Origin of the sequence: Pseudomonas sp. NFACC08-1 (genome assembly GCF_900106735.1) — a bacterium.
GTDB lineage: Bacteria > Pseudomonadota > Gammaproteobacteria > Pseudomonadales > Pseudomonadaceae > Aquipseudomonas > Aquipseudomonas fluorescens_Q.
Window position 1 is genome coordinate 50,781 of the sequence record NZ_FNNL01000015.1, and the last position, 21,981, is coordinate 72,761.

Annotated in this window: 22 protein-coding genes and 1 pseudogene; 9 read left to right on the forward strand and 14 right to left on the reverse strand. The window is 61.6% G+C overall.

Annotated features, from left to right (window positions below):
- Positions 1 to 209: 209 nt before the first annotated feature.
- Entirely contained in the window at positions 210 to 1,931 is a 1,722-nt protein-coding gene (aceK, locus tag BLU76_RS25015) for a bifunctional isocitrate dehydrogenase kinase/phosphatase (RefSeq protein WP_092224851.1), read from the reverse strand.
- Between the two features lie 130 nt (positions 1,932 to 2,061).
- Here aceK and BLU76_RS25020 point away from each other — a divergent pair, with 130 nt between their 5' ends.
- The gene (locus tag BLU76_RS25020) at positions 2,062 to 2,970 is read left to right on the forward strand and encodes a DMT family transporter (RefSeq protein ID WP_092224853.1); all 909 of its coding nucleotides are present in this window, start codon (positions 2,062 to 2,064) and stop codon (positions 2,968 to 2,970) included.
- Positions 2,971 to 3,089: 119 nt separating this feature from the next.
- Here BLU76_RS25020 and BLU76_RS25025 read toward each other — a convergent pair whose 3' ends face one another.
- The 3 genes from BLU76_RS25025 to cysK all read right to left on the reverse strand — a co-directional run bounded on the left by BLU76_RS25025 (position 3,090) and on the right by cysK (position 6,578).
- Positions 3,090 to 3,953, reverse strand: coding sequence for a DMT family transporter (locus BLU76_RS25025; protein ID WP_092150807.1), 864 nt, complete (start codon positions 3,951 to 3,953; stop codon positions 3,090 to 3,092).
- 338 nt (positions 3,954 to 4,291) lie between these two features.
- A complete protein-coding gene (locus BLU76_RS25030) occupies positions 4,292 to 5,230 on the reverse strand; it encodes an aspartyl/asparaginyl beta-hydroxylase domain-containing protein (RefSeq protein WP_092150804.1) in 939 nt (312 codons plus the stop codon).
- Positions 5,231 to 5,603: 373 nt separating this feature from the next.
- Positions 5,604 to 6,578, reverse strand: coding sequence for a cysteine synthase A (gene cysK, locus BLU76_RS25035; RefSeq protein WP_092150801.1), 975 nt, complete (start codon positions 6,576 to 6,578; stop codon positions 5,604 to 5,606).
- Positions 6,579 to 6,725: 147 nt separating this feature from the next.
- Here cysK and BLU76_RS25040 point away from each other — a divergent pair, with 147 nt between their 5' ends.
- On the forward strand, positions 6,726 to 7,802 hold the full coding sequence (locus BLU76_RS25040) for a DUF748 domain-containing protein (protein ID WP_092150798.1): 1,077 nt from the start codon (positions 6,726 to 6,728) through the stop codon (positions 7,800 to 7,802).
- Here BLU76_RS25040 and BLU76_RS25045 read toward each other — a convergent pair.
- On the reverse strand, positions 7,799 to 8,299 hold the full coding sequence (locus tag BLU76_RS25045; RefSeq protein WP_092150795.1) for a DUF2442 domain-containing protein: 501 nt from the start codon (positions 8,297 to 8,299) through the stop codon (positions 7,799 to 7,801). The two genes, BLU76_RS25040 and BLU76_RS25045, sit on opposite strands and share 4 nt — an antisense overlap.
- Positions 8,287 to 8,518 (reverse strand): annotated as a pseudogene (locus BLU76_RS32005) (DUF4160 domain-containing protein). Before BLU76_RS32005 ends, BLU76_RS25045 begins: the two are co-directional and overlap by 13 nt.
- A gap of 199 nt (positions 8,519 to 8,717) precedes the next feature.
- On the opposite strand from BLU76_RS32005, the gene BLU76_RS25055 reads away from it, so the two are divergent.
- Both BLU76_RS25055 and BLU76_RS25060 read left to right on the forward strand, forming a co-directional pair.
- Entirely contained in the window at positions 8,718 to 9,563 is an 846-nt protein-coding gene (locus tag BLU76_RS25055) for an AAA family ATPase (RefSeq protein WP_003184225.1), read from the forward strand.
- Positions 9,564 to 9,597: 34 nt separating this feature from the next.
- Complete coding sequence (locus BLU76_RS25060; protein ID WP_003198888.1) at positions 9,598 to 10,776, forward strand: vWA domain-containing protein; 1,179 nt, start codon at positions 9,598 to 9,600, stop codon at positions 10,774 to 10,776.
- 102 nt (positions 10,777 to 10,878) lie between these two features.
- Here the strand turns inward: BLU76_RS25060 and BLU76_RS25065 are convergent, their stop codons facing one another.
- From BLU76_RS25065 to BLU76_RS25095, 7 genes are all read right to left on the reverse strand, one after another.
- Positions 10,879 to 11,799 carry a 5-oxoprolinase subunit C family protein gene (locus tag BLU76_RS25065; RefSeq protein WP_092224855.1) on the reverse strand — a complete coding sequence of 307 codons (921 nt, stop codon included), beginning with the start codon at positions 11,797 to 11,799 and terminating at the stop codon, positions 10,879 to 10,881.
- Positions 11,796 to 12,500 (reverse strand): 5-oxoprolinase subunit PxpB, encoded by a 705-nt coding sequence (gene pxpB, locus BLU76_RS25070; RefSeq protein ID WP_092224857.1) that lies wholly within the window; start codon positions 12,498 to 12,500, stop codon positions 11,796 to 11,798. Before pxpB ends, BLU76_RS25065 begins: the two co-directional genes overlap by 4 nt.
- Positions 12,497 to 13,249 (reverse strand): 5-oxoprolinase subunit PxpA, encoded by a 753-nt coding sequence (locus BLU76_RS25075; protein ID WP_092224859.1) that lies wholly within the window; start codon positions 13,247 to 13,249, stop codon positions 12,497 to 12,499. The genes pxpB and BLU76_RS25075 overlap by 4 nt, the downstream gene beginning before the upstream one ends.
- A gap of 64 nt (positions 13,250 to 13,313) precedes the next feature.
- Positions 13,314 to 14,600 carry an MFS transporter gene (locus BLU76_RS25080; RefSeq protein WP_092150784.1) on the reverse strand — a complete coding sequence of 429 codons (1,287 nt, stop codon included), beginning with the start codon at positions 14,598 to 14,600 and terminating at the stop codon, positions 13,314 to 13,316.
- Between the two features lie 547 nt (positions 14,601 to 15,147).
- Entirely contained in the window at positions 15,148 to 15,690 is a 543-nt protein-coding gene (locus BLU76_RS25085; RefSeq protein ID WP_063322493.1) for a DUF2937 family protein, read from the reverse strand.
- A 12-nt stretch (positions 15,691 to 15,702) separates the two neighbouring features.
- A complete protein-coding gene (locus BLU76_RS25090; RefSeq protein ID WP_003198875.1) occupies positions 15,703 to 16,479 on the reverse strand; it encodes a class II glutamine amidotransferase in 777 nt (258 codons plus the stop codon).
- A 32-nt stretch (positions 16,480 to 16,511) separates the two neighbouring features.
- Positions 16,512 to 17,009 carry a hypothetical protein gene (locus tag BLU76_RS25095; protein ID WP_063322494.1) on the reverse strand — a complete coding sequence of 166 codons (498 nt, stop codon included), beginning with the start codon at positions 17,007 to 17,009 and terminating at the stop codon, positions 16,512 to 16,514.
- Between the two features lie 135 nt (positions 17,010 to 17,144).
- Between BLU76_RS25095 and BLU76_RS25100 the strand changes: the two genes are divergently transcribed.
- A complete protein-coding gene (locus BLU76_RS25100; RefSeq protein WP_092224861.1) occupies positions 17,145 to 19,199 on the forward strand; it encodes a S9 family peptidase in 2,055 nt (684 codons plus the stop codon).
- A 160-nt stretch (positions 19,200 to 19,359) separates the two neighbouring features.
- Positions 19,360 to 19,833 (forward strand): cyclic nucleotide-binding domain-containing protein, encoded by a 474-nt coding sequence (locus BLU76_RS25105; protein WP_063325148.1) that lies wholly within the window; start codon positions 19,360 to 19,362, stop codon positions 19,831 to 19,833.
- 125 nt (positions 19,834 to 19,958) lie between these two features.
- On the opposite strand, the gene BLU76_RS25110 is transcribed toward BLU76_RS25105, so the two are convergent.
- Positions 19,959 to 20,246, reverse strand: a complete 288-nt coding sequence (locus BLU76_RS25110) for a hypothetical protein (RefSeq protein ID WP_063322496.1) — start codon at positions 20,244 to 20,246, stop codon at positions 19,959 to 19,961.
- Positions 20,247 to 20,318: 72 nt separating this feature from the next.
- Here BLU76_RS25110 and BLU76_RS25115 point away from each other — a divergent pair, with 72 nt between their 5' ends.
- The 3 genes from BLU76_RS25115 (at position 20,319) to BLU76_RS25130 (ending at position 21,981) form a co-directional block, all read left to right on the forward strand.
- Positions 20,319 to 21,005: a spermidine synthase gene (locus tag BLU76_RS25115; protein WP_003184244.1), complete on the forward strand. Its 687-nt coding sequence runs from the start codon at positions 20,319 to 20,321 to the stop codon at positions 21,003 to 21,005.
- A gap of 48 nt (positions 21,006 to 21,053) precedes the next feature.
- Positions 21,054 to 21,428 carry a YajD family HNH nuclease gene (locus BLU76_RS25120; protein WP_003184246.1) on the forward strand — a complete coding sequence of 125 codons (375 nt, stop codon included), beginning with the start codon at positions 21,054 to 21,056 and terminating at the stop codon, positions 21,426 to 21,428.
- A 304-nt stretch (positions 21,429 to 21,732) separates the two neighbouring features.
- Positions 21,733 to 21,981 carry a DUF2933 domain-containing protein gene (locus tag BLU76_RS25130; RefSeq protein ID WP_092224865.1) on the forward strand — a complete coding sequence of 83 codons (249 nt, stop codon included), beginning with the start codon at positions 21,733 to 21,735 and terminating at the stop codon, positions 21,979 to 21,981.

Consider the following 21,981-nt stretch of genomic DNA (forward strand, 5'->3'; position numbering starts at 1 on the left):
GCTTTTGAGCTTTTGAGCTTTTGAGCTTTTGAGCTTTTGAGCTTTTGAGCTTTTGTGGCGAGGGAGCTTGCTCCCGCTGGGCTGCGCAGCAGCCCCCTCTCAAGCTCACTCAATCGACCTGATCCACCGCGTCGCCGGGTTCTAGGGCCGCTGCGCGCCCCAGCGGGAGCAAGCTCCCTCGCCACAGGGGGCTTCGTTTACCTGCTGGGTTATTCGTTGTCCAGGTCCTTACGCCGATACGGGAACACGTCGATCACCTTCCCCGCCCGGATTGCCTCTTGCAGGCCTTTCCAATAGTCGGCGTTGTACAACTCGCCGTGCAACTGGTCGAACAGCTTGCGCTGCCCGGCGTCGGCGAACAGGAACGGTGGAAATTCCTCGGGGAACACGTCCAGCGGCCCGATGGAATACCAGGGCTCGGAGGCCATTTCGTCTTCCGGTGTACGGGGCTGGGGGATGTGGCGGAAGTTGGCTTCGGTCAGGAAGCAGATTTCATCGTAGTCGTAGAACACCACGCGGCCGTGGCGGGTCACGCCGAAGTTCTTGAGCAGCATGTCGCCGGGAAAGATATTGGCCGCCGCCAGTTGCTTGATGGCCAGGCCATAGTCTTCCAGCGCCTCGCGCACCTGGTCCTGGTTGGCGTTCTCCAAATACAGGTTCAGCGGTGTCATGCGGCGCTCGGTCCAGCAGTGACGAATCAGCACCGTGTCGCCTTCCACCGACACCGTGGACGGCGCCACTTCCAACAGCTCCTCCAGGCACGCCGGCTCGAACTTGCCCAGGGGAAAACGGAAATCGGCGAACTCTTGGGTATCGGCCATGCGCCCGACCCGGTCGACGCTCTTCACCAAGCGGTACTTCTCGATCACCGTGGCCCGGTCAACGTTTTTCGACGGCGAGAAGCGGTCCTTGATGATCTTGAATACGGTGTTGAAGCCCGGCAGGGTGAACACGCTCATGACCATGCCACGCACACCCGGGGCCATGATGAACTGGTCGTCGGTGTTCGCCAGATGGTTGATCAACGCTCGGTAGAACTCGGACTTGCCGTGCTTGTAGAAACCGATGGAGGTGTACAACTCGGCGATGTGCTTGCCCGGCAGGATGCGCTTGAGAAAGCCGATGAATTCCGCCGGCACCGGCACGTCCACCATGAAGTACGAGCGGGTGAACGAGAAGATGATCGACACCTGCGCCTCGTCGGTGATCAGCGCATCGATCTGGATACCCCGGCCCTCACGGTGCAGCAGAGGAATCACCAGCGGCCATTGGTCGTCGCGGGTAAAGATCCGGCCCACCAGGTAAGCGCCCTTGTTGCGATAGAGCACTGAAGAAAACAACTCCACGGTCAGCTCCGGGTCCTTGCAGACCCAGTCCGGCAGGTTCTCGCGCAACTGCGCTTCGAGGCGCTGCAGGTCGCCTGGCAAGTCGCCGTAGTCCTCGCTGAAACGGTAATCGGCGAACACGCTCGCCAGCATCCGGTCCAACTGCCCCAGGGGTTTGTAGGTGCGGGTCTGGGCGGCACGGGCGCGGCGCAGGCTGGGCCGGGTGGTGTGGATGAACATGGTGCCATCGCTGATCAGGTCGTGGCTGAACAGCCCGCAAAAGATCGAGTTGTACCAGGTTTCCGACAGCTCATCGTCGAAGCGCAGGTCGATCAGGCTGATGTAGGCGCTCTTGACCAGCGGCCAGCAGCTCACGTCCATCAGGGTTTCGTCATCGAAGGCCTTGTGCAGCTTGGCAACGGTTTCGAAGACTTTTTCTTCATACAAGTTGATGCGCGCCGCCGAAGCCGCTTGCGCCTCCAGCCACAGCGCCTGTTCGAACCGGGCGCGGGCGCCGTCGGTGATCTGCCGGAAATGCTCACGATAATCGTCGAAGCCGTCGAGGATCGAACGGGCGATTTCGATGGCGGGCCATGGCTGCGGCATAGGGTAAACCTCGGCGGGTCATGCTTGTTATTGGCGACTGAGCTTAGAGGCCAATCACGCGCCAACGCAACCATTGCCATCGCTATTCAGGACGGCGACACTTGCCGCCCAATCAAGGAAGGAATGACTCGTGAACCTCGTCAATATCCTGCGCTTACTGTCACTGGCCGCTATCTGGGGCGCCAGTTTCCTGTTCATGCGCATTATCGCCCCCGTCATTGGCACAATCCCCACTGCCTTTTTTCGCGTGTCCATCGCCTTCGTCGGGCTGTTGGTGATCCTGGCCCTGATGCGCATCGACTGGAATTTTCGCGGCAAGCTCAAAGTCGTGATGGGGCTGGGCCTGATCAACTCGGGCATTCCGGCCACCTTCTATTCGTTGGCCGCCCAGGTGCTGCCGGCCGGTTATTCGGCGATCTTCAACGCCACCACGCCGTTGATGGGGGTGCTGATCGGCGGCTTGTTCTTCAGCGAAAAACTCACCCCAGCCAAGGTCAGCGGTGTCTGCCTGGGGTTGTTCGGCGTCGGCATCCTGACCCGCGCCGGCCCGGTGGCGTTCGACCTGCAATTGCTGATGGGCGCCCTCGCCTGCCTGCTGGCCACGACCTGCTATGGCTTTGCCGGTTTCCTCACCCGTCGCTGGCTCGATCAGCAAGGTGGCTTGGACAGCCGTCTCTCGGCCCTGGGCAGCATGTTCGGCGCCACGGTGTTCTTGCTGCCGCTGTTTGGCTACAGCGTCATCAGCCAACCACCGGCCAGCTGGGGTGGCTGGAGCGTCTGGTTGTCACTGTTGGGGCTGGGCCTGGTGTGTACCGCGCTGGCGTACATCCTTTATTTCCGCCTGCTCAGTTCCATCGGCCCGGTCAAATCCATGACCGTGACCTTCCTGATTCCGCCGTTCGGCGTGCTGTGGGGGGCGTTGCTGCTGGATGAGCCGTTGGGGATGGCGCATTTGTATGGCGGGGTGTTGATTGCGGCGGCGTTGTGGTTGGTGTTGAAACCTGGGGCGGCGAAACCGGTTCAAGCGTCCGCCCGGTAGTTCATCGGCGCGGTTAAAAATGCCTTCGCGAGCAAGCCCGCTCCCACAAGGCCTGTACATAACCTGTGGGAGCGGGCTTGCCCGCGAAAGCAATGGTGCAGTCACTAAATATCTAAGGGCTAACGGCTTTTACGAAACACAAACACCAACCCCACGATGATCAGCACCATCCCCAACAAGCTCAACAACGCCAGCCGATTGCCAAACACCAGGTAGTCCATGATCGCCGTCACCGCCGGCACCAGGTAGAACAGGCTGGTGACATTCACCAGGTTGCCCCGGGCGATCAGTCGGTACAGCAGCAACGTCGCCAGCACCGACACCACCAGCGCCATCCACAACACCGGCACGATGAAACCCGTGTTGTACTCGAAGTGGAACGGCTGGAAGGGCACGAACACCGCGCACAGCACCAGCCCGGCCAGGTACTGCACCGGCAGCGTGCCCAGTGGGTTGTCGGTGATGCGCTTCTGCATGATCGAACCGGCCGTCATGCTCACCAGTGCCAGCAACCCACAGAGCATCCCGGCCAGGGACATGCCGGCCAGGCCGATGCCCTGGTACACCACCATGACCAACCCGACCAACCCCAGCGCCAGGCCGAACAGCCGCGACCAGGAACGCTGCCGTTCCATGAGCACCACGGTCAGGATCGGCTGCACGCCCATCAGGGTGGCCATCACCCCGGGGGTGACGTTCATTTGCAGCGCCAGCAGATAAAAAATCTGATAGGCGCCCAGCAGCACCAACCCGGTGGTCGCCGCGTACAGCATCGGCTTGCCAGTCTTGGGCAGCTTGAACTTGAGCAACGGAATCAACAGCACCAGCGCCGACAGGGCGATGGCAAAACGGATCAGCAGAAAAGCGAAAGGTGAAGCATGGGCCAGGCCCAGCTTGGAAAAGATCGCCCCACTGCTCCACAGCAAAACGAACAGGCTCGTGGAAGCCGCCGCCAACAAGGCGTTTTTAGAAAGGGAAAACATGAATACCACCTGTAGTCAGGCAAAAAGCCAACTCAGCCGAAGCTGAAGTCCAGTAGTTTTTTCAGGCAGGCACAGGGGACGGCAACCGTTGCCGATCAGCCCTGAACGCCAACACCCGGCGGTGATACGACGGCGTACACCGGTGGGCTACTGACAGGTGGAGGGTATTGACCGATCTGCGCAGGCTGCTGACTCCCACACGGCACGACGCCAGCGTTGAACGCTGGAACCACGACCGCGATGACAGGGGATGCAGGCATGAGCCGATCTCTTGAAGGGTGGGTTCGAAAACCCGAAGAGCGCCGACTATAACCAGCGCTCGATGGACTACGCAATATTTAAACGAACAACCAGTAGCCAAGCGCCGTCAGCACCGCCACCGCCAACACTGGCCGCATCACCCGGTAGGCCTTGGGATGCTTGCGCTTGAACTGCTTGACCCGGCCGCTGATGCCGTCACTGAACGACTTGCTCCAGGCATAGGCCCGGTTGATACCACCGACGTGTTCTTCCTCCAGGTTCTGCGGCGCGGTGGCGCGCCCGAGGAACGCGCTGATGCTGCGGTTGAGGCGGGTCATCAACCGGCTTTTCAGGGGCCGCTCGACATCGCAGAACAGGATCACGCGGGTCTGCGGGGTTTCGTTCTTGACCCAGTGCACATAGGTTTCATCGAACATGACGTCTTCGCCGTCGCGCCAGGCGTAGATCTGACCGTCGACGAAGATCCGGCAGTCGTCGGAATTGGGGGTGGACAAGCCCAGGTGATAACGCAACGAACCGGCGAAGGGGTCTCGGTGGGGATTGAGATGGCTGTCACCCGGCAGCAGGGCAAACATCGCGCCCCGGACATTGGGGATCTGGCTGACCAGCGCGACCGTCCTGGGGCACAACAGCTCAGCCGACGGCAGCGGTTTGTCGTACCACTTGAGGTAAAAACGCTTCCAGCCCTTTTTGAAGAACGAGCCGAAACCCGCGTCGTTGTTCTTCTCGGCAGCGCGAATGTAGCCCTCGTCGAACAGGTGCATGGCCTCGTCGCGGATGACTTGCCAATTGTCCTTGAGCACATCCAGTTCGGGGAACTTGCTGCGGTCCAGGTAAGGTCTCGAGGGCACGCCGGAGAACAGGTACATCAAGGCGTTATAGGGGGCAAACAGCGCCGAATGGTTGACGAACTGGCGCAATACCGGCAAACGCGCCTTGCCACGCAGGTGCACGTACAGCGTACTGCCCAGGAACAGCAGCAACACCGAGGCCTTGGCGACAAACGAAACGGTCATTTTTACAACTCCTTGTCCAAAAACAACTGACGCAACGCCTACTGCCCGACGTAGCCGAAGGCCATGTTAACCACTCCAGGCCCGGGTAAAAACCATCTGACGCAACATTCTCTGTTGAGTGAAACGCAATAAACACTTTCTAACATGCGCCGCCTGAACCTTGGCTGACGCTGATCAACTTCCTGCTCACCACCCTGTGGCGAGGGGATTTATCCCCGTTGGGTTGCGAAGCGACCCTGAAACCTGACGGCCCAGCTATCGAGCCGGCTGAGTTGCTGGGGGACTGCTGCGCAGTCCAGCGGGGATAAATCCCCTCGCCACAACAAGATCCCTCTACCATCAAGGTCCCTCCAACCTCGCAGTCCACTCACCGTTACTGCTGAATCTCCTGCTCGGTAAACAAATCACTGAACAACATGCTCGACAAGTACCGCTCGCCCGAATCCGGCAGGATCACGACGATGGTCTTGCCCTGCATCTCCGGTTTTTCCGCCAGGCGCACGGCCACGGCCATCGCCGCGCCACAAGAGATCCCGCAGAGGATGCCCTCCTCCTGCATCAAGCGCAGGGCCATGGCCTTGGACTCGTCGTCAGATACCCGCTCGACCAGGTCAACGATCGACAGGTCAAGGTTCTTCGGCACGAACCCAGCGCCAATCCCCTGGATCTTGTGGGGGCTGGGCTTGATCTCCTGGCCCGCCATCGCCTGGGTAATCACCGGCGAAACCTCGGGCTCGACCGCCACCGACAAAATCGGTTTGCCGCAGGTGTTCTTGATGTACCGCGAAACGCCGGTGATGGTCCCGCCGGTGCCCACACCCGCCACCAGCACGTCCACCGCGCCGTCGGTATCGTTCCAGATTTCCGGGCCGGTGGTTTTTTCGTGAATCGCCGGGTTCGCCGGGTTATCGAACTGCTGCGGCATGAAGTATTTGGCTGGATCGCCGGCCATGATCTCGGCGGCTTTGTCGATGGCCCCTTTCATGCCCTTCGCCGGTTCGGTGAGCACCAGTTCCGCGCCGAGTGCCTTGAGTACTTTGCGGCGCTCGATGCTCATGGAGGCGGGCATGGTCAGCATCAGCTTGTAGCCACGAGCGGCGGCGACGAACGCCAGGCCGATCCCGGTGTTGCCCGAAGTCGGTTCGACGATGGTCATGCCCGGCTTGAGTTTGCCCGAGCTTTCAGCGTCCCAGATCATGTTTGCGCCGATCCGACACTTGACCGAATACCCTGGGTTCCGCCCCTCGATCTTGGCCAGGATGGTCACGCCGCGCGGGGCAATGCGGTTGATCTGCACCAGCGGCGTATTACCGATGGAATGGGCGTTGTCAGCGAATATACGGCTCATGGCTGGGTCCTTGATGCAGCGGGAATGTAAGCCTTTAAAGGTATGCCTCTTGCCCATGGGCGTCCAGTTGCACCGAACGTTCCCATTGTTGCGACAGTCAATGGCATTAGAAGGCGCTCCCTCAACAAACGCTGGAGACTGACTGACATGAAGCGTCGATATCGCTGGCCATTGTGGGTGTTCGCCGCCCTCGTCGCGGTGCTGGTGGCCCTGCATTTCGCCCTGCCTTACCTGGTACGCGACTACCTGAACGACAAACTGGCCAACATGGGCGATTATCGCGGCCAGATCACCGACGTGGACCTGGCCCTGTGGCGCGGTGCCTACCGGATCAACGGCCTGGAAATCGTCAAGGTGGACGGCAAGGTTCCGGTGCCGTTCGTCACCGCACCGCTGGTGGACTTGTCGGTGAGCTGGCACTCGCTGTGGTACGACCATGCGGTGGTCGCCGAGGTGGAGTTCACCCGCCCGGAAGTGAACTTCGTCGACGGCGGCGCCAACCGACAGAACTCCCAGACCGGCCGGGGCACCAACTGGCGCGAGCAATTGGGCAAACTGCTGCCTATCACCTTCAACGAAGTGCGCATCCGGGATGGCAAGGTCACCTTCCGCAATTTCAACTCCAAGCCACCGGTCAACCTGCGGGCCACCGACGTCAACGCCAGCTTCTACAACCTGACCAACGTGGTCGACACCGAAGGCAAGCGCGACGCCCGTTTCGAGGGCAAGGCCCTGGTGGCCGAACACGCGCCATTGGAAATGCAGGCCACCTTCGACCCGTTGAGCAACTTCGAGGATTTCGACTTCCGCCTGCGAGCCAGGAACATCGAGCTCAAGCGCCTGAACGATTTCGCCGCTGCTTATGGCAAATTCGATTTCAATGCCGGTCACGGCGACCTGGTGATCGAGGCCGAAGCCGACAACGCCAAGCTCAGCGGCTACATCAAGCCATTGCTGCGCGATGTCGATGTGTTCGACTGGCAGCAGGACGTGGAAAACCAGAACAAGAACATCTTCCGCTCGGTCTGGGAAGCGCTGGTCGGCACAGGCGAAACGGCCCTCAAGAACCAGCGCAAGAACCAGTTCGCCACCCGGGTGGAACTCAGCGGCAATGTCCACCAGCAGGACATCAGCGCCTTCGAGGCCTTCCTGCAGATCCTGCGCAACGGTTTCGTCCAGGCCTTCAACGCCCGTTATGAACAGCCACCGCCTTCGACCGACTAGGGTTTGCGCGTGACGGTGTAGCGGCCGATCGGTTCCGCCGCCGCGATGCCCGCGCCACGCTGCAGCGAGTCCCATCCCAAGCACGCGAGGGCCAGCGAACGAGGTACAGCCTCGCGCCCACTGCTATAGCGGCTGATGCTGCGAGCGCTGACCCCCAGTGCTTCAGCCGCCTGGTTCAGCGGTAGGCCGGTGCGGGCACGCCAACCAATGAAAATGCGGGTATTTTCATCCACGGCATTCTGCGCCAGCGCATCCAGATACAAGGTATCGGCACCGATCTGGATATCCAGTTCGGGCCATTCCACGCTCCAACCATCATCCCCCACGCTCGCGCCTCCAAACGCTGCCTCTTTCAGCAAAGGCTGCAAGCCTGGGTAACGTTGCACGTCGGCACTCAAGTCCAGCGTCAATTGCTGCCCGTCGATGAACGTCAGTTCAAGACTGAACGGTAATAAAGCCTGCACGGCCAATAGCCGCGGCCGTTTCATGGGTAACATCGTTTCCAATCCTCCAACAGTTGCGCCTGGTGGACCCTGACCCAGTCCAGCGCTTCCTTGATGATCAACGGCGGCGCACGGCCCATCATCACTTTCCACGGTTTCCAGGCTCAACATCACATCCAGCCCACCACCCGTCAGGTGTACATGGGGCGGTGGATGGTCTCGTTCACGCAGTTGAATGCGGTAAGTATTTTTAAATCGATATTTAGTAGACATACACCAAACATATCGCCAAATTGGCGATATGCAATACTGGCAAGCCGCCGAGACTGAGTCAACATGTGACGCTCCATTCAGAGACTGAATACAGCGTCTGCGTTCACAGTCGGCGGGGCCTCGCGGTATAGTCGGGCACGCTCTTTATTTTCGCGCGCCCCGCCTCGCCAGGCCGGCGACACCGTTCGAGGAATTGCAGATGAAGTTCGAAGGCACCAGCGCCTACGTGGCCACCGATGACCTGAAACTGGCCGTGAACGCCGCCATCACCCTGGAGCGGCCGCTGCTGGTCAAGGGCGAACCGGGCACCGGCAAGACAATGCTCGCCGAGCAACTGGCCGAGTCCTTCGGCGCGCGCCTGATCACCTGGCACATCAAGTCCACCACCAAGGCTCACCAGGGCCTGTACGAGTACGATGCGGTCAGCCGCCTGCGGGACTCGCAATTGGGCGTGGACAAGGTCCATGACGTGCGCAACTACCTGAAGAAGGGCAAGCTCTGGGAAGCGTTCGAGTCCGAGGAGCGGGTGATCCTGCTGATCGACGAAATCGACAAGGCCGACATCGAGTTCCCCAACGACCTGTTGCAGGAACTCGACAAGATGGAGTTCTACGTCTACGAGACCGACGAAACCATCAAGGCCAAGCAACGGCCGATCATCATCATTACCTCCAACAACGAAAAGGAACTGCCGGACGCGTTCCTGCGCCGCTGTTTCTTCCATTACATCGCCTTCCCCGACCGCGTCACCCTGCAGAAAATCGTCGACGTGCATTACCCGGACATCAAGAAGGACCTGGTCAGTGAAGCGCTGGACGTGTTCTTCGACGTGCGCAAGGTGCCGGGCCTGAAGAAAAAGCCTTCCACTTCCGAACTGGTGGACTGGCTCAAGCTGCTGATGGCCGACAACATCGGCGAAGCGGTACTGCGCGAACGTGATCCGACCAAGGCCATCCCGCCGCTGGCCGGCGCCCTGGTCAAGAACGAGCAGGACGTGCAACTGCTCGAGCGCCTGGCGTTCATGAGCCGTCGCGGCACCCGCTGATCCTCTTCGTCTAACAAGAGCGAGGGCGATTGCCATGCTGCTTAACCTGTTCAATGAGATGCGCGCCGCCAAGGTGCCCGTGTCGGTGCGTGAACTGCTGGACCTGATCAACGCGTTGAAACAGCGGGTGATCTTCGCCGACATGGACGAGTTCTATTACTTGTCCCGGGCAATCCTGGTGAAAGACGAACGGCATTTCGACAAGTTCGACCGGGCGTTCGCTGCCTACTTCAACGGCCTGGAAAAACTCGACGATCACCTCCAGGCGCTGATTCCCGAGGACTGGCTGCGCAAGGAATTCGAGCGTTCGCTGACCGATGAAGAGCGGGCGCAGATCCAGTCCCTGGGTGGCCTGGACAAGCTGATCGAAGAGTTCAAGAAACGCCTGGAAGAACAGAAGGAACGCCATGCCGGCGGCAACAAATGGATCGGCACCGGCGGCACCAGCCCGTTCGGCTCCGGCGGCTTCAACCCCGAAGGCATCCGGGTCGGCGACGCCGGCAAGCGCCAGGGCAAGGCTGTGAAGGTCTGGGACCAGCGCGAGTACAAGAACCTCGACGACCAGGTGGAATTGGGCACCCGCAACATCAAGATCGCCCTGCGCCGCCTGCGCAAGTTCGCTCGCCAGGGTGCGGCCGAAGAGCTGGACATCGACGGCACCATCGACCACACCGCCCGGGACGCCGGCCTCTTGAACATCCAGATGCGCCCGGAACGACGCAACACCGTCAAGTTGTTGCTGCTGTTCGACATCGGCGGCTCGATGGATGCCCACGTGAAAATCTGCGAAGAACTGTTCTCGGCCTGCAAGACCGAGTTCAAGCACCTGGAGTATTTCTACTTCCACAACTTCGTGTACGAGTCGGTGTGGAAGAACAACCTGCGCCGCACCTCGGAACGCACATCGACCCAGGACTTGCTGCACAAGTACGGCGCCGATTACAAAGTGATCTTCATCGGCGACGCGGCCATGGCCCCTTATGAAATCACCCAGGCCGGCGGCAGCGTCGAACACTGGAACGAAGAAGCCGGTTATGTGTGGATGCAGCGTTTCATGGAGAAGTACAAGAAGCTCATCTGGATCAACCCTTACCCGAAAGACACCTGGGGCTATACCGCCTCGACCAATATCGTGCGCGAGCTGGTGGAAGACCGGATGTATCCGCTGACCTTGCGCGGGTTGGAGGAAGGGATGCGGTTTCTTTCCAAGTGATCTTTGGCGCCCTTTAGGGCCTCATCGCAAGCAAGCTCGCTCACACAGGGGATCTCAGTGTGACGAAGATCCAGTGTGGGAGCGAGCTTGCTCGCGATGCTTTTAGCGGTCGAGAAAACTACGCAAACACTCCACCTGCTGCCGATGCGCAACCTCCTGCACCACCGGCCGCAACCGCACCTGCGCCCCCGGCAAGCATTGCGCCAACCGGGCCAGGGCCAACGGAGTCAAGGCCCCCAGGCGTGGATAGCCACCGATGGTTTGCCGGTCGTTGAGCAGCACGATCGGTTGGCCATCCGGCGGCACCTGCACCGCACCGAGCGGAATGCCCTCGGAAATCATCGCCGGCCCCTGATACGCCAACGCCGTGCCCAGCAAGCGGATGCCCATGCGGTCGGCGCGACTGTCCAGTGTCCACGGGGTGTTGAACGCGTCGAACAGACTCTGCCCGCTAAATGCGCCATTCTGCGCCCCCAGGATCAGGTCCAGCGGCTGCGCTTGCTGGAAGTCCAGAATCCGCGTGTGTGGCATGGGCCGAGGCGTCGCCGCGCCTGAATAGCTCAGGCGCTCGCCACGACTCAGCGCTCGCCCTCGCCCATCCAGGCCACCCAGTTCCTCGCGCACTACCGTCGCCCGGCTGCCCAGTACCGCAGGCGCATTGAATCCGCCAGGGGCCGCCAGATAGGCCCGGGCACCGAGCACGGGCTGGGTGAGCGCCAGCACCTGGCCCTTGCGCAGACTGAAGAAGCGCCACGATGCCACGCCCTGGCCGTCTATTCGCGCGCCCAGGTCCGCCCCAGCCAGCGCCAGCACGCAATCCTCTTCGGCCACTACGGTAAAGCCGCCGAGGGTAATCTCCACCACCGCCGCGTCCAGGCCATTGCCGAGCATCCAATTGGCCCAGGCCATCGACAGCCAGTCCGCCGCCCCGCCCTGGGTCACACCCAGGTGCCTCACGCCGAAACGGCCGGCGTCCTGCAACAGGCACAGCGGTGTGCTGGCCTCGATCAACAAGCGGCTCATGCCTGGGTCTCCAGCGGTGTGTCGTCGCCACCCAGCGCGATGAATTCGGCATGGTCCACGGGGGCGAAACGCACCGTGTCCCCCGGCTGCATCAGGCTGTAGCCATCGCGCTCGCGATCAAACAGTTTGGTCGGGGTGCGACCGATCAGGTTCCAGCCACCGGGCGACACCACCGGATATGCCGCGGTCTGGCGCTCGGCAATGCCGACACTGCCGGCGGCCACGCGCTTGCGCGGCGTGTCGAGGCGCGGTGAAGCCAATTCTTCATCCACCAGCCCCATGAAGGCGAAACCGGGGGCGAAGCCCAGGGCAAACACCTGGTACTCGCGTTCACTGTGGCGACGGATCACCTGGGCGACCGTCAGCCCGCTGCGGCTCGCCAGCAGCTCCAGCTCCGGCCCGACACTGAGGTCGTACCACACCGGCAGCACGTGGCATTGGCCGGCGGACCGGGCATCCGGTGAAAGGTTATTCAACGCCTCATCGATCAATTCACGAGCCTGCACCGGGTTCAGGGCGAGCAAATCGTAGTGCACCATCAACGTGGTATAGGACGGCACCAGGTCAATCAGATGCTCGGCAAACACCGCTCGCAGGCGCTCGCTGGCGGCGAGCATCCAGGGCATGTTGGCCTCGGCGATCTCATCGAACAGGCGCACCATCAAGCAGTCCACCGCCACCACTTCCAAGCGTGGTCTCATGGTGCACTCTGCCGGTCCAGGGCTTCGCGGATGCGTTGCACGGCCGCCACGGAGCTGGCGTTGTCGCCGTGTACGCACAAGGTGTTGGCAACAAGGTGCAAGGCGCTGCCGTCACTGGCGGTCAACGCATTGCCGCGGGCGATAGCCAGGGCCTGCCCGACAATCACCTCGGGATCGTGGTGCACGGCACCCGGTGCTTGCCGCGAAACCAGGCGACCGGCACTGTCGTAGGCGCGGTCGGCAAAGGCTTCAAACCACAGGGTCAGGCCGTACTCATCGCCCAGGGCCTGGGCGGCGCTGTTGTCCCGGGTCGCCATGAGCATCAGCGGCAGTTGCCGATCATAGGCCGCAACAGCCTGGATCACCGCGCGCAGTTGCGCCGGGTTGGCCATCATGTCGTTGTACATCGCGCCGTGGGGCTTGACGTAGCTGACCCGTCCGCCTTGCGCCCGGCAGATGCCGTCGAGGGCACCGATCTGGTAATGCAGCAGGTCCTGCAATTCCTGGGCGCCGTAGGCCATGGAACGGCGGCCGAAGCCCGCCAGGTCCTGATAGGCCGGGTGCGCGCCGATTCGCACGCCATGGCTCAGGGCCAGGCTGACGGTCTTGCGCATGATGCTCGGGTCGCCGGCATGAAAGCCGCAGGCGATGTTGGCGCAATCGATGAAGGGCATCACCTCGGCGTCCAGACCCATGGTCCAGCTGCCGAAGCTTTCGCCGATGTCGCAATTCAATAGCAGGCGGTTCACGGTGAACGCTCCTGTAGGTTCTTTCTTTGTTTAACTGTGGGGCACGCGCACCACAGGTTATCAGTTACTCGGCTTCCAACTGCTTGCCTTGGGTTTCCGGCAGGCTCAGGGCCGCCAGGATCACCACGCCATAGGACACCGCGGCGAACGCTCCGATACCCACGCTCAGCGGCACCTTCTGGCTCAAAATACCAATCAACAGCGGGAACAATGCCGCCACCGCCCGGCCAATGTTGTAGCAGAAGCCTTGGCCCGAACCACGAATGCGCGTAGGGAACAGTTCGGTGAGGAACGAGCCCATGCCGCTGAACATGCCCGACGCGAAGAACCCCAAGGGAAAGCCCAGCCAGAGCATCACGTTATTGCTCACCGGCACCTGGGTATACAGCAGGACGATGGTGAAAGAGCCGACGGCGTACAGGACAAAGTTCTTTTTGCGCCCCAGGATGTCCGACAGGTACGCACTGATGACATAGCCCACGTAGGAACCGACGATCACCATCGCCAGGTAGCCGCCGGTACTCAATACGCTCAGGCCACGCTCATTTTTCAGGAACGTCGGCAGCCAGGACGTGATGGCGTAGTAACCGCCCAGGGCACCGGTGGTCAGCAGCGAGGCGCGAAAGGTGGTGAAAAGGATGCCGGGGGCAAAAATCTCGTAGAACTTCGCTGGGTTTTCCGGCGTCAGCCGGGCCTTGGTCTGGTTATAGACGTCCGGATCCTTGACCAGCCGGCGAACGAAAATAACGAACACCGCCGGCACGATGCCGAGGATGAACAGTGCGCGCCAGGCGTCCTCCGGCGGCAGCACCGAAAACAGCAGCGCATACAGGATCGCCGTCATGCCCCAGCCCAGGGCCCAACCCGACTGCACCATGCCCACCGCCTTGCCGCGATCCTTGGCGCGAATCACTTCACCCATCAACACGGCGCCGGCGGTCCATTCGCCGCCAAAACCGAAGCCCATCAATGTGCGGGCGATCAGCAGTTGTTCGTAGTTCTGGGCAAAGCCGCACAAAAAGGTGAAGAAGGCGAACCACAGCACCGTCAGTTGCAGGGTGCGCACCCGCCCGATGCGGTCCGAGAGAATGCCGGCCACCCAGCCGCCAATGGCCGAAGCGATCAAGGTACTGGTGTGAATCAGGCCTGCCTGGCCAGTGGTAATGCCCCACATCGCGATCAGGGTCGGCACCACGAAACTAAGCATCTGCGTGTCCATGCCGTCCAGGGCGTAGCCGATCTTGCAGCTCCAGAAGGTGCGACGTTCCTGCTGGTTGATGTTGCGATACCAATCGAATGGGCCGGAACGGGCCTGGGGTTGGGGGACGCCGAGCGTGTCGGGTGCACTCATGGTGGTTCTCCGCAGTTTTATTGTTGTAAGTCTCGACGACGCTGACGTGGAGACCGATGCGTCGATTCTTGAGCGCGCGGCCGATCCCGTCCAACGAATAAAACCTCGGTTGGGTCATAAGAAAAATTTGATTGGGTAACACGCAAGGCCTGGCTGAACACCGTTGTGGCCTAGCTGAACACCATTGTGGCGCGGGAGCTTGCTCCCGCTGGGCTGCGAAGCAGCCCCAAACCTGCTGGATACCATCTACCTGACACTGCGCGGTGTCTGGTTTTGGGGCCGCTTCGCGGCCCAGCGGGAGCAAGCTCCCTCGCCACGGGGTTTGTGTTTGGCGATGGGCTGGGTGAGTCAGACCGTTCGAGCCACTTTACCAACCACGAACCTGTGGCGAGGGGATTTATCCCCGCTGGGCGTGAAGCAGCCCCAAACCTGCTGGATACCATCTACCTGACACTGCGCGGTGTCTGGTTTTGGGGCCGCTTCGCGGCCCAGCGGGAGCAAGCTCCCTCGCCACAGAAGCCGGTTGCGGTTTCGATCAGTCGTGCAATCAGAGCCCGCGCAAATCCCGCTCTTCAATCGGCCGGCTCTGGCGCAGGCGCTTGCCGCCCAGCACCACCCAGTCGATCAGGCGGAACAGGCACTCCAGGCCGAACGACAGCAACAACGCACCGCTGATGCCCCAGATCATGGCCTCGGGAGTCAACAGGATCTGGTAGCTGTAGCCGTTCCAGGTTTCCTTGCGGATGTCCGGATCGGCGGCCAGCGCCACTTGCAGCAAGCGGATGTACCACGGGCCTTGCATGGCCTGGAATTGCTTGTCGAGGGCCTGCTGGCGCACGAGCAAGGTGTTCAGGCTGTCGGCGTCGCTGCGAAAGATCGGGTCTTCGCTGGCGCGGTAATGGGCCACCAGGGCTTGCATGTCGCCCTTGAAGAACTGGTTGGCGGTGCCCTGGAACCCTTGCAGGCCGGTCTGCGCCTCGATCAGGTGGGCCTCGACCCGCTTGGCGTAATCATTGATGAAGCCCGGCACCTGGACCCCAACCAACAGGCCCACCGCGAACAACACCAGCCGTAGATAACTGAGCAACATAACGTGACGTCCTTATTCGGTCCGGCCGTGGCTGACGCATTCGCCGCGTCGCCACAGGCTCCATTGGCCCGGTTCGTAGCGGGTCCAGGTTTCGTTTTCGGTCAACGGTTCGGTGGCGATCACCGTGACCACGTCGTTGGGCGTGGTTTCAGCCTGGAAATCGACTATCACATCCACATCCTTGAGCCGAGCCGGGCCGAACGGCGCGCGACGGGTGATCTGGGCCAGTTTGGTCGAGCAATAGCAGAACAGCCAGTCGCCATCGCTGAGCAAGCAATTGAACACGCCTTTGCTGCGGTATTCGGCGCAGGCCTCGATCAGCGACGGTAGCAATTGTTCCACCTCCACCGGTTCGGGGAAGGCCTGGCGCACACGGTTGAGCAGATCGCAGAAAGCCGCTTCGCTGTCGGTATCGCCCACCGGGCGGTAGAAGCTCACGCCCGGCTGGAAATCGGCGAGTTGGCCATTGTGGGCAAAACACCAGTTGCGGCCCCACAACTCACGCACGAACGGGTGCGTATTGGACAGACAGACCTTGCCGACGTTGGCTTGGCGAATATGCCCGATCACCACTTCGCTCTTGATCGGATAGCGCTGCACCAGGTTCGCCACTTCCGATTCGCTGCTGGCGGCCGGGTCCTGGAACAGGCGCAGGCCACGGCCCTCGTAGAAGGCGATGCCCCAACCGTCCCGATGCGGCCCGGTCTTGCCGCCGCGCTGCATCAGCCCGGTGAAGCTGAACACGATGTCGGTCGGCACATTGGCGCTCATGCCCAATAACTCACACATGCTCGAACTCTCGCTTCAAGGGGCAGGCCCGGTTACAGGCGCGGTTCGATACGCGAACGCTGGGGGTTGCTCGGCACGGGCGGGCGACCGTAACGGTCATCACCGGCCACGCCAAACGGTGGCTCGTCCTCCGGCTCATCGACCGCAGCGGCGGCTTTTGCGGCGGCGGCCCGTTCCTTGCGAGCGTTGGCGGCCCGCTCGATGGGAAAGCGGATCAGCACCAAAATGAAGTAGAGACCGAAGGCGATCATGCCGTACATGAGCAGATCGGAAGCCGCCCGCCAGACGTTGTTGCCGACTTTGAACAGCACGTCCAGGGCAACAATAGCCAGGGCCGGGGCGACCTTGTCCTTCACCGGATCTACGATGGTAGGGCAAAACAGCAGCACCGCCAGCAGCAACCGCAGCGATTCGCGCAACCAGCGCCACATCCAGCGGGTCATGCGCATCCATACCAACAGGCAGCCCAGGGCGGCGAAGGCGTAGAGGCCCCAGGCGATCAGATAGTCATTCTCGGTCATGGTGTCCATGGCAAGGCAGGCAAAGAGGCGCTTATAGTAACGGCTTTTCGCTCGTCAGGCTGCCCCGGCGTCTGGCGAATGGCCTGTGTGGTTGGTTCTGTCCAGGCCATGTGTCCCTTTTCGTACAACGTTCGAGAGCCTTTCATGTCCCTATCTGCCCACGTTTCCAACGCCCCGATTGCCCGCAAGGACCCCGGTGTTGACCCATACGCCTGGCTGCAGGAACGCGACACCGACGCCGTGCTCGACTACCTCAAGGCGGAAAACAGCTACCAGGAGGCGCAACTCGCCGACCAGGCCGAACTGCGCGAAACCCTGTTCCAGGAGATCAAGGGTCGGATTCTCGAGACCGACCTGTCACTGCCCTCGCCTTGGGGCCCGTACCTGTATTACACCCGTACCACGGCCGGTGACGAATACCCGCGCCACTACCGCTGCCCGCGTCCGGCCGATGACAGCCTGAACGTGGATGAAAGCCGTGAACAACTGTTGCTGGACCCGAACGTGCTGGCCGGCGGCGGCTTCTTTTCCCTGGGCGCTTTCAGCATCAGCCCTGACCACCAGCGCCTGGCCTACAGCCTGGACACCACGGGCGATGAGATCTACACCCTGTTCGTGAAGGAATTGTCCAACGACAAGGTCAGCGAACTGTCCTTCGCCGATTGCGACGGCAGCATGACCTGGGCCAACGACAGCCTGACGCTGTTTTTCGGCGAGTTGGACGACACCCATCGCCCCCACAAACTCTGGCGCTATCGCCTGGACGGCACTGCCGCCGAAGAGGTGTTCCACGAGCCGGACGGGCGTTTCTTCCTGCATTGCTATCGTTCGAGTTCGGAAAAGCAGTTGATCCTGTCCCTGGGCAGCAAGACCACCAGCGAAGTCTGGGTACTGGACGCTGCGCAACCGCAGCGCCCCTTTACCTGCCTGGCGCCCCGCGTGGAAAACCATGAATACGACGTCGACCACGGCCTGCTCGATGGCCAATGGACCTGGTTGATCCGCAGCAACCGCGACGGAATCAACTTCGCCCTGTACCAGGCCGCCGACACAGGCGTGGCGCCGACCGAGGCCGACTGGCAGAACCTGATCCCCCACAGCGACATGGTGATGATCGACGGCCTGAGCCTGAACGCCGGGGCCATGACCTTGAGCCTGCGCGAAGGCGGCCTGCCGATCATCGAGGTTCACCCGCAAGGCTTGCCGGCCTATCGGGTGCAACTGCCGGACGCGGCCTACAGCCTGCATGTGCAAAACAGCCTGGAGTTCGTCAGCGAGCGCATTCGCCTGCGCTACGAGGCCCTGAACCGTCCGGCGCAGATCCGCCAGTTGGACCTGGCCAGCGGCGCACAGGTCGTGCTCAAGCAAACCCCGGTACTGGGCCCGTTCGATGCCGATGCCTACGTCAGCCAACGGCTGTGGGCCACGGCGCCAGACGGCACACAAGTGCCCATCAGCCTGGTGGTCAAGCGCGAAGCCCTCGGTCGGCCGGTACCACTGTACCTGTACGGCTACGGTGCCTATGGCGAAAGCCTCGACCCGTGGTTTTCCCATTCGCGGCTGAGCCTGCTTGACCGCGGCGTAGCGTTTGCCATCGCCCATGTGCGCGGCGGCGGCGAGCTGGGTGAAGCCTGGTATCGCGCCGGCAAGCAGGAACACAAGCACAACACGTTCGGCGATTTCATCGCCTGTGCCGAGCATTTGATCGCCAACGGCTTCACCACCGCCGAACAACTGGCGATCAGCGGCGGCAGCGCCGGTGGCCTGCTGATCGGCGCGGTGCTCAATCAACGCCCGGAGCTGTTCAAGGTTGCGATTGCCGAGGTGCCGTTCGTCGACGTGCTCAACACCATGCTCGACCCGGACTTGCCGCTGACCGTCACCGAGTACGATGAATGGGGCAATCCAGAGGAGCCGGACGTTTATGATCGGATCCGAGCCTACGCCCCGTACGAAAACGTCAGCGCCCAGGCGTACCCGGCGCTGCTGGTGATCGCCGGTTACAACGACAGCCGTGTGCAGTACTGGGAAGCGGCCAAGTGGGTGGCGAAATTGCGCGCAACCAAGACCGACGACCACCCCCTGCTGCTCAAGACCGAACTGGGCGCCGGCCACGGCGGAATGAGCGGGCGTTACCAGGGATTGCGTGACGTAGCGCTCGAATATGCATTTGTCTTGAAGGTTTTGGGGGTGGTCTGAGGAACTCTGTGGGATGGCCGGGTCTTAGCTCCATGCGCCGGGCATCCCGGATCAAATAACGGTGGGAGCAAGCTCGCTCCCACAGGGGATCTACCATGGATCTTTTTACACCCGGGCCAAACTGAACCTGCAACACACACAAGAAAAAGACCGTGCCAACATGTCAGAACCGACCTTACTGAACAAAGAAATCCGCGACTGGCTGATGGACTGCGGTCTGTTCGACCAGTTGCTACCTGTGGACTTCGCCGCGGCGTCGGGCTATTTCAGCATCAGCGCCATCGCCCAGGGCGAAGCGATTTTCCACGAGGGCGATGCCGGCAGCTTCATGTGCATCATCCACACCGGCCAGGTGGCCGTGCAGAAAACCGGCCCCGACGGCCAACCCGTGACCATCGCCACGCTGCGCAGCGGCCGGGCATTCGGCGAAATGGCCGTGCTCGACGGCGAACGGCGCTCGGCCAGTTGCATCGCCGCCAGCGATTGCCAGTTGCTGAACCTGGGCAAGGACTCCCTGGAAAAAATGCTCAACGACGCCCCCAAGATCGCCGCCAAGATCATCCGCGCCCTCGCCGTCTCCCTGTCCAAGCGCCTGCGCATGGCCGATGGTCAGTTGCTGTCGCAGCAGGTCTGACAGCCAAACCACAATACCTGTGCGAGCTTGCTCGCGATGGCGGCGGATCAGCCAGCATTGAAGCCGACGGACACACCGCTATCGCGAGCAAGCTCGCCCACAGGTTAATGCGTCGTCTTGTCGATTTACCCCCCCGGCGACTTGGCCTTCACTGGCTTGGGCTCCATGCCCGGTATCGGCTGGTCCTTGGGCGGCTTGGGCATTTCGATGGGGGGCAGCAAGGGCGGTCCGCCGCTTCCGGGGCCAACCTTGGGCACCCCGTTGGGCGTGACCGGCGGATAGGGCATGGGAGTGGCGGTGCCAGGCGATCCGGGGATGCTGGGCGGGTTGACTGGAATCGTCGGTTGTTGAGCCTGGGCGCAACTTATTGAGAGCGCCGCCAGGGCAATGGCCGTTAGAATGATGCACTTCATCAATGGCTCCGTGGCTATTGTCTGCTTTAAGGCTAGTCGTTACCGCGCGGTTTGCCCTCCTACGAGATTTCCATGAAACGTTTCGTTCTACTCGACACCACGCCCATCCCTGATAACGGCGGTGCCCTGTGCCTATTCGAGTACGGGGAAGACTTCGTCATCAAGATCCAGGGCGGTGACGGCGGGCAGTTGATGAACACCCGCATGCACGGTTCCGAAGATGCCCTGGCAGAGATTCCTTGCCGCAAGGTCGCCGGTCGTCCCGGCTCGCGCGTGCTGATCGGCGGCCTCGGCATGGGGTTCACCCTCGCCTCGGCCCTCAAGCACCTGGGCAAGACCGCCGAAGTGGTGGTGGCCGAACTCGTGCCCGGCGTGGTGGAGTGGAACCGTGGCCCCCTGGGTGAAAAGGCCGGGCGGCCGTTGTCGGATCCACGCACAGTGATCCGCATGGAAGACGTCGCCAAGGTGCTGCAAGCCGAGCCCCAGGGGTTCGACGCGATCATGCTGGACGTCGACAACGGCCCGGAAGGCCTGACCCAGAAAGCCAACAGTTGGCTGTATTCGGCTGGAGGCCTGGCCGCCTGCGCCAAGGCCCTGCGGCCCAAGGGCGTGCTGGCGGTGTGGTCGGCCAGCGCTGACCGGCAGTTTTCCGACAAGCTGAAGAAGGCCGGCTTCAAGGCCGAAGAGGTGCAAGTGTTCGCCCATGGCAACAAAGGCACCCGCCACACCATCTGGATTGCCGAGAAGCTCAAGGGCTGAGCTAAACTCTGTCCAACCGTCATCCGTCTTGTCTACAAAGGTGAACCCATGAGTTCGTCAACGCCACCGTCCAACACCGCCAAGCTGGACCGCATCCTCGCCGATGCCCAGCGCGACCGGGAGATGGGCTACCGCGACAAAGCCCTGAAAATGTACCCCCATGTCTGTGGCCGCTGCGCCCGTGAGTTTTCCGGCAAGCGCCTGAGCGAACTGACCGTTCACCACCGCGACCACAACCACGACAACAACCCGCAGGACGGTTCCAACTGGGAACTGCTGTGCCTGTACTGCCACGACAACGAACACTCGCGCTACACCGACCAGCAATATTTCGGCGACGGCTCCCTGAGCACTCCGAAAATCGCCAAGGCGACCCACAACCCCTTCGCCGCACTGGCCGGGTTGATGAAGAAGGACGAGTAATTAGCCGTTGTGCGAGTGGGTTTATCTTGCGCTGCAAAGTGTTGCTCCACAGATCAAATCCCCTCGCCAAAAGTGGCCTGCTCGACTGTGGGGCGGCTGCCTGTGCCGCTTTCATGGTCCAGCTGACAAATCTGCAATGCCCCCGTCAGGTCGCTGACAGCTTCGCACCTTTAGCATGCCCGCTACTTCCCTCATTTGCAGGTCAAGTAAGCCAAGGTTGATGAATATCAATCTGCCAAAGCCCTCCCTGCCTATTCTGTGGTTATCGATGGCGGTGGCTCGCCCGGCCTGAAGGAGCGACACCATGAACACTCATCAACCCCCTGCGGGTGCTACGCCATTCTGGCGGGGCAAGACCGGCATTGTATTGATCATGTTGTTGGCCATCGGCCTCTTCTATCTGGCGCGAGAACACTTCAGCCACATCGCGGCGAATTGGCCGTACCTGATTCTCCTGATATGTCCCTTGATGCATATCTTCGGCCACGGCCATGGCGGTCATGGACGACATGGCCAACCACCCGTCAACCGCAGGGATCAGGAAGGCCCCTAG